This window comes from Aquificaceae bacterium, from assembly GCA_037722135.1.
Lineage (GTDB): Bacteria > Aquificota > Aquificia > Aquificales > Aquificaceae > Pampinifervens > Pampinifervens sericum.
In genome coordinates this window covers 11,076-17,943 of the sequence record JBBKAW010000096.1, presented here as the reverse complement: position 1 = coordinate 17,943, position 6,868 = coordinate 11,076, and the positions used below count along the sequence as shown (strand labels likewise).

Sequence of the window (6,868 nt, the reverse complement as noted above, 5' to 3'; positions counted from 1 at the left end):
TAAGCAAAGAAGAAGTGGAAGAGTTCAAAAGACAAGGCAAGCCCTATACCATACGCTTTAGAGTGCCCGATGGCAGGGTTGTGGTCTTTGAAGACCTCATAAAGGGTCATATAGCTATAAATGTGGATGATTTTGGGGATTTTGTGATAGTTAGGAGCGATGGAACGCCCACCTATAACTTTGTGGTGGTGGTGGATGACGCCCTCATGGGTGTCACGCACGTAATTAGAGGTGAAGACCACATTCCCAACACACCAAAGCAGATACTCATATACGAAGCCCTTGGCTTTGAAGTCCCTAAGTTTGCTCATCTGCCTGTTATACTGGGTGAAGACCGGAGCAAACTCTCCAAAAGGCATGGTGCGGTCTCTGTTAGAAACTACAGAGAAGAAGGTTATCTGTCTCCTGCACTTTTTAACTTCCTCTGTCTTCTTGGTTGGTCTCCACCAGAAGAAGGAAGGGAAATATTCTCCAAAGAGGAGCTTATAGAGTTGTTTACCTTGGAAGGGGTAAACTCCGCACCTGCGGTCTTTAACAAGGAAAAGTTAAGGTGGATGAACGGAGTATATATAAGAGAGGTGCTTCCTCTTGATAGGCTTGTAGAGGAGTTTATGCCCTTTCTTGAAAAGGCAGGATACAAAGCGGATAAGGACTTTGTGGGGAAAGTCTTGGAAAAGACCAGGGACTCCTTTGAGACCTTAACAGAAGGTGTGGAAAGGCTTAAGCCCTTCTTTGTCCAAGAGGTTAGCTACTCAGAGGAAGCTATGGCTGTCCTTGAAAATGAGCCTTCAAGACGCGTGCTTGAGCTTTTCTTACAAAAGGTGCAAGAAGGAGACCTTAGCGCTCAAAGGGTAAAGGAAATAGCCAAAGAGATACAAAAGGAGCTTAACCTAAAGGCAAAGGAAGTATGGCACGCACTTAGAGCATGCCTCACTGGAGAGTTGGAGGGTGTGGGTGTGGACATTATATGTGATGTGCTTCCAAAGGAGAAGGTTTTAGAGAGGGTAAAGAAGGCTTTGGAGCTCTTGGGGTGAGCTTTAGTCAAAAACTTCAAGGAATATCTCCCTTAGCCTTTTCATACTGTCCGCCACCTTTTCTTTTAATTCCTCCTCCTGCATGCCCAGTGAGCTCGCCACTTTTTTACTTTCCTGAGGTCCAAGTAAAGACCCAGCCCTTTCCTTTGAAAGTCTTAGCCTTGTTTCCACAAGCCTTAGGAAGGTATAGTGTTCATAAGCCTCTCTAAGTATAGGATACTTTCCCATTAACCTCTGGCACGCCCTTATCATAGATGGCTCCCTGAGCCTCTCCAAAAGCAGGTAATACTGGATTAGAAACTCCGCATCTATAAGCCCGCCGGAAGAAAACTTGAGGTCCACAAGACCCTTTCCCTTTTTTGCGTTGCCCTCAAGTGCAAATCTCATATCCCTTATCTCCTTTCTTTCCTTCTCACCAAGGGGTTTCTCAAAGAGAAAGGCTCTAAGCAAAGTTTCAAACTCCTCCACAAGGTCCTCCGGTCCTGCAATATACCTGCACCTTGTCCATGCAAGCCTTTCCCAAGTTCTTGCATTAAACTGGAAGTATTCCTTATAAAAGCTAAGAGAAGGTGCTATTTCTCCTGCACTTCCCATAGGTCTAAGTCTAAAGTCCACGTCATACAGATAGCCCTCTGAAGTATGCTTTGTAAGAAAGGCTATAAACTCCTGAGCCTTCCTTGTTTTTTCTTCTCCCGCACTTTTGCAAACAAATACAAGGTCAAGGTCAGAACCCACAGTTAACTCCCTGCTTCCATACTTTCCAAGAGCAAGAATTAGTATGTCTTCAAGACCTAAATCTTCCCAAAGCCTTTTCATAAGAAAGTCCGCAAGGTCTGAGAGCTTCTCAAAAAAGCTAAAGAGCTTCTTATACCTGTCCTCTCTTTTCATCAAGTATACAAGGGCTATCCTTATCTCCCAAACCCTCTTGAACCTTCTATAAAGGTTTTCACTGCTTAAGTTTAAGGCGGTCCTATATTTTTCAAACTCTTCAATAAAGCTCTCCTCCTCTGGAAAGTCCTGATAAAGGGTTAGCACATCCTCCACAAGGTCTGGATACCTGCTTATGAGAGTGGACAGATAAGAGGACAAGGAAAATACCTTACAGAGTGTCTTGCCTACATCTTCCTTTGCAGGACTAAGAATGACCTTTCTACCCGTTGGGTTAGAAAAGAACTTGTCAAAGTTGGAAAGGGTCTCATCTGGGTCTGGCGTTTGGGACATGCTTTCAAGAAGCTGTGGCAGGACTTTTATAAAAGCCTGCTTTTCTTGTGTGGAGAGCTTTATACCTTCTCTTCCGCTTATGTAGCTCTGGAGAATGTTGAAAGCCCTCACGGGGTCTCTAAAGCGGTAGCCACTAAGGACCTCTTTTGCATCTTCAAGGTCTCCATTGAGCAAAGCCCTTTGTATGGGATGTAGCTCCTCTTCTTCTTGAGAGGGCATTATCTGAGAAAAGATAAGGCTAACACCCTTTGTATACTTTTCGTAATAAGCTATGAGTTCTTGTTCTTTCATTTTCATATGCCTTGCAATCCTGCTTATGTCGTTTTCTGAAAAGCTCTGAGTTTGAGTGCAAGAGTGGAGCTGTAGCCTGTGCTCAAGTCTTCTCAAAAACTCATAAGCCCTCTCTAAAAAAATAGCCTCTTCGTTAGAAAAAACACCCTTTTGGTTTAGCTTCCATATAGCCCTAAAGGTATTGCTCTCTCTAAGAAAGGGAGACTTTCCACCAAGGAGCAAAACTATAGACTGGACTGTAAACTCCACTTCCCTTATGCCACCTTCTCCGGTCTTTATGTTGTTTTTACCAAGAAGCCTTTTCTTTGCTTCGCTGGCTATCTGAGCCTTTATGAGCTGTATCTCCTCAAGTATGCGATAGTCAACAGATTTTCTAAATACAAAGGGTTCTTTTACTTCCCTCTCAAAAGCCCTGTATAACTCCTCATCTCCCGCACAGTATCTTGCCCTAAGGAGAGCAAACCTTTCCCACGTTCTTCCATAGGACTCATAATATAGCTCTGCGCTCCTCAAGGACATGCTTATAGGACCTGACTTTCCAAAGGGTCTGAGGTCAAGGTCCACCTCATAGGGTTTGCCTTCTGGTGTTATCTGTGTCATAAGTCTAAAAACTTTCTGGAAAACTCTCTGAAAAAACTCATTGAGGGTAAGTTTTCCTGCATGTCCCTTGTCGCTGGAGTGGATAAACATTATGTCTATATCCGAGTAGTAATTGAGCTCATAGCTTCCAAGCTTTCCCAAGGCGATTATACAAGCAGTAGCTGGATTGTCACTTTCTTCAAGAGGTTCTCCATATCTTTCAACCATTTCTTGATAAGCTCTTCTGTAAGCAAGCTCAAGCATGGCATCTGGCAGGTTTGAATACTCTTGCAGAAGGTCTTCGTATTTTGCAGTTCCCAGTATCTCCTTTGCAAGTATCCTCATAAGCTCTCTGTGTCTGTAGTAAGCAAGGGTCTTTGAAAAGTCCTCGTCAGACATGCTTTGAGAGGTAAGCTCCTCCAACTCCCTAAGATAGTCTCTTTTGTCCTTAAAGACATACCAAAGCCCAGGTATGGTTTTTTGAAAGTCTTCTGGGTGGTTTATTAGAAACTTCCTTATACACTCAGACTGGTCAAGAAGCTCCAAAAGCAAGATAAACCTTCTTTCGTTTAGATAGTCCACGAGGCTTTGAGGGTTGGGATGTCTTTTGAGGAGTTCCTCAAGGCTTTCTCTTGCCCTGTTTAGGTTATAAACCCTCTCCTCTGCCCTTTTCCACCACTCTGAGGGAAACATGCTTAAATATTCTAAGAGCTTTTGCTCTTGGTAGGTCTTATTTTATAACTTGACAAAACAAGACTAAAGTATATTATTAAAACCATTATCAAATTTAGGAGGTGGACATGTTTAGTGAAAACCTGCTCTCTGCAAGGTCTCTGGAATACCTAAATAGGGCAAAGGACTTGGCAAGGAAGAGGGGGGATAGCAAGGTAGATACGGACCATCTTTTCCTTCTTATGCTTTCTGATGAAAAATCTCCTCTTTCAAAGTATATTGAAAAGAGAGGGGTGGATGTAAAGAGTTTTTATAAGAAGGTTTCTGAATACATTGAGAAGCTCCATGCTCAAATAAACAAGGCGGTTCAACAAGAAGCCCAGCATCTTATAGACTTGAGAAGCAAAATAATGCAGGTAAAGTCCGACATAGGTCAAGTGCAGATAGAGTTAGACAAGATAAAAAGAGCAAAGGAGAGGTTAAACCAAGAGCTTCAAAAGGCAAGAAGATACGGGGATTATTGGAGTTTGCAAGAGCTTCATGTGGAGCTGGCACGACTTGAAAGGCTTGAAAGCCAATATAGAAGTCAGCTTGAAGGCGTAGAAAGAAGCCTGTCTGCTGTCTTTAAGCCAGAGGATGTAAGAGCCTTTCTTGAAAACAAGCTAAGTATTGATGGGCTAATAAAAAAGGCTCTTGAGAGCTCAAGTCTTGTAGAGCAGGTCAAAGAGCTTGGCATATCTCCCGACAGGGTCATAGATGCGGTGGGTAAAATAGTCTTTGGGAAAGAGCCTGCCTTTGACTACTCTCAAAACCTTATTAGAGTTCTTGAAAAGGCTCAAGACAAAGCGGTCTCCGAGGGTCTTTCTCAGGTGGAGCCCTACCATATAGTGGCAAGCCTTTTGGAGGCAAAGGATACTATTGCTGGTAAGATTTTAGAAGATATAACAGGAGGTGAAAAGATGAAGGATACGGTGCAAGAGCTAAGAGAAGAAGAAAAGTCCCCCCTTGAGAGGTTTGGTGTGGACCTCACACAGATGGCAAGGGAGGGCAAGCTGGACCCAGTTATAGGAAGAGAAAAGGAAATAAACCAGCTTATAGAGGTGCTACTCAGAAGGACTAAAAACAACCCTGTGCTTGTGGGAGACCCTGGGGTTGGAAAGACTGCCATAGTGGAAGGTTTGGCACAAAGGATAGTTAACAAGGAGGTGCCTGTAGAGCTTCAGGACAAGGCGATTATATCCGTAGACATGGGTTCTCTCATAGCAGGTTCTAAATACAGAGGAGAATTTGAGGAGCGTTTTAAAAGTCTTTTGGAAGAGGTAAAACAGAAGGGCAATGTAATACTCTTTATAGATGAAATTCATACCGTGGTGGGTGCAGGCAAGGCAGAAGGTGCGGTAGACGCTGGCAACATGCTAAAGCCTCCTTTGGCAAGAGGAGAAATAAGAGTGATAGGTGCAACCACAGTGGACGAATATCGCAAATACATAGAAAAGGACCCAGCCCTTGAAAGGAGGTTTCAACCCATATACGTGGATGAGCCTACAGAGGAAGAAACCATAGAGATACTTAAGGGTCTAAGACCAAAACTGGAAAAGCACCACAAGGTAAAGATATCTGACGAAGCCATAGAGGCGGCGGTAAAGCTCACAAGAAGGTATGTGACCTTTAGAAAATTGCCTGACAAGGCAATAGATGCCCTTGACCAAGCCTCCGCACGCAAAAAGCTAATGGCGGTTGCAGTTCCTCCAGAGGTTCAAGAAATAGAGAGAAAGCTAAGAAGCCTTGAGGAAGAGATACAAAAGGCATACCTTGAAGGCAACTATGAAAAGGAAGCTCAACTAAAGATAAAGAAGGTTCAACTTGAGAAGGAAAAGCAAGAACTCCTTTCAAGGTTAGGAGGGACGGAGGTAAGAATATCGGAAATAAAGAAGCGTATAGAGGAGCTTGACCAAGAGATAATCAAGGCAGCCGAGAGAGGAGACTACGAAAAGGAAGCAAACCTAAAGATAGAAAAGGTGAAGTTAGAAAAGGAATTAAAAGAGCTTGAAAGCAAAAAGGCTCAGGAGCTCGTAGTAGGCTGGGATGATATTGCACAGGTGGTCTCCGAGTGGACTGGCATACCTGTCACAAAGTTGAAGGAAGAGGAGGCGGAGAGACTACTTAGACTTGAGGAGGAGCTCCACAGGAGGGTAATAGACCAAGAGCATGCGGTAACTGCGGTTGCAGAAGCCATAAGGAGGGCAAGGGCTGGTCTAAAAGACCCCAAAAGACCCATAGCCAGCTTCCTATTCCTTGGACCTACGGGAGTAGGAAAAACGGAGCTTTCAAAGGCTCTTGCGGAGCTACTCTTTGGAGAAGAAGATGCCTTAATAAGACTTGATATGTCCGAGTTCAAAGAAGAGCACAGCATAGCCAAGCTCATAGGTGCACCACCGGGCTATGTGGGATACGAAGAGGGAGGAAAGCTCACCGAGGCGGTTCGTAGAAAACCCTATTCGGTCTTGCTCCTTGACGAGGTAGAAAAGGCACATCCAAGGGTCTTTGACCTGTTTTTGCAAGTTTTGGACGATGGAAGGCTCACAGACTCTCACGGAAGGACGGTGGACTTTAGAAACACGGTGATAATCATGACCTCCAATATAGGCTCTCAGTATCTTTTGAGCATACCTGTGGACGGAGACGAAGAAAGGGTTCAAAGGGAGTTTGAAAAGGCAAGGGAAAGGGTGCTTGAAGAACTACGTTATCACTTCAGACCAGAGTTTCTAAACAGGATAGACGAGATAATTGTCTTTAAACCCTTGACCATGAAGGAGCTATTCCAGATAATAGACCTGCTTGTGGCAAGCATAAACAAAAGACTGGCGGAAAGGAACATTTCCATAGAGCTAACAGAAAAGGCAAAGGAGCATCTTGTAAAGCTCGGCTATGACCCAGCCTATGGTGCAAGACCTCTCAAAAGAACTCTGCAAAAGCACTTAGAAACTCCTCTGGCAAACCTAATTATAAAGGGTGAGATAAAAGAGGGGCAAAGGGTAATGGTGGATTTGAAGGATGGGAAGTTGGAGTTT

The 6,868-nt window shown here is 44.0% G+C and carries 3 protein-coding genes; 2 read left to right on the top strand and 1 reads right to left on the bottom strand.

Features of this window, described 5'->3' with window-relative positions; translation table 11 throughout:
* On the top strand, nt 1-1,034 hold a 1,034-nt coding region (gene gltX / locus WKI49_06595), incomplete at its 5' end, for a glutamate--tRNA ligase (GenBank protein ID MEJ7622155.1).
* Between the two features lie 3 nt (nt 1,035-1,037).
* Here the strand turns inward: gltX and WKI49_06590 are convergent.
* Nucleotides 1,038-3,818 carry a glutamine-synthetase adenylyltransferase gene (locus WKI49_06590; protein ID MEJ7622154.1) on the bottom strand — a complete coding sequence of 927 codons (2,781 nt, stop codon included), beginning with the start codon at nt 3,816-3,818 and terminating at the stop codon, nt 1,038-1,040.
* A 107-nt stretch (nt 3,819-3,925) separates the two neighbouring features.
* On the opposite strand from WKI49_06590, the gene WKI49_06585 reads away from it, so the two are divergent.
* The coding region (locus WKI49_06585; GenBank protein ID MEJ7622153.1) for an AAA family ATPase at nt 3,926-6,868 on the top strand (2,943 nt) is incomplete at its 3' end.

What these genes read in the sequence shown, in the direction of transcription:
- WKI49_06590 (MEJ7622154.1), bottom strand. Translation starts at nt 3,818, where the DNA reads ATGTTTCCCTCAGAGTGGTGGAAAAGGGCAGAGGAGAGGGTTTATAAC.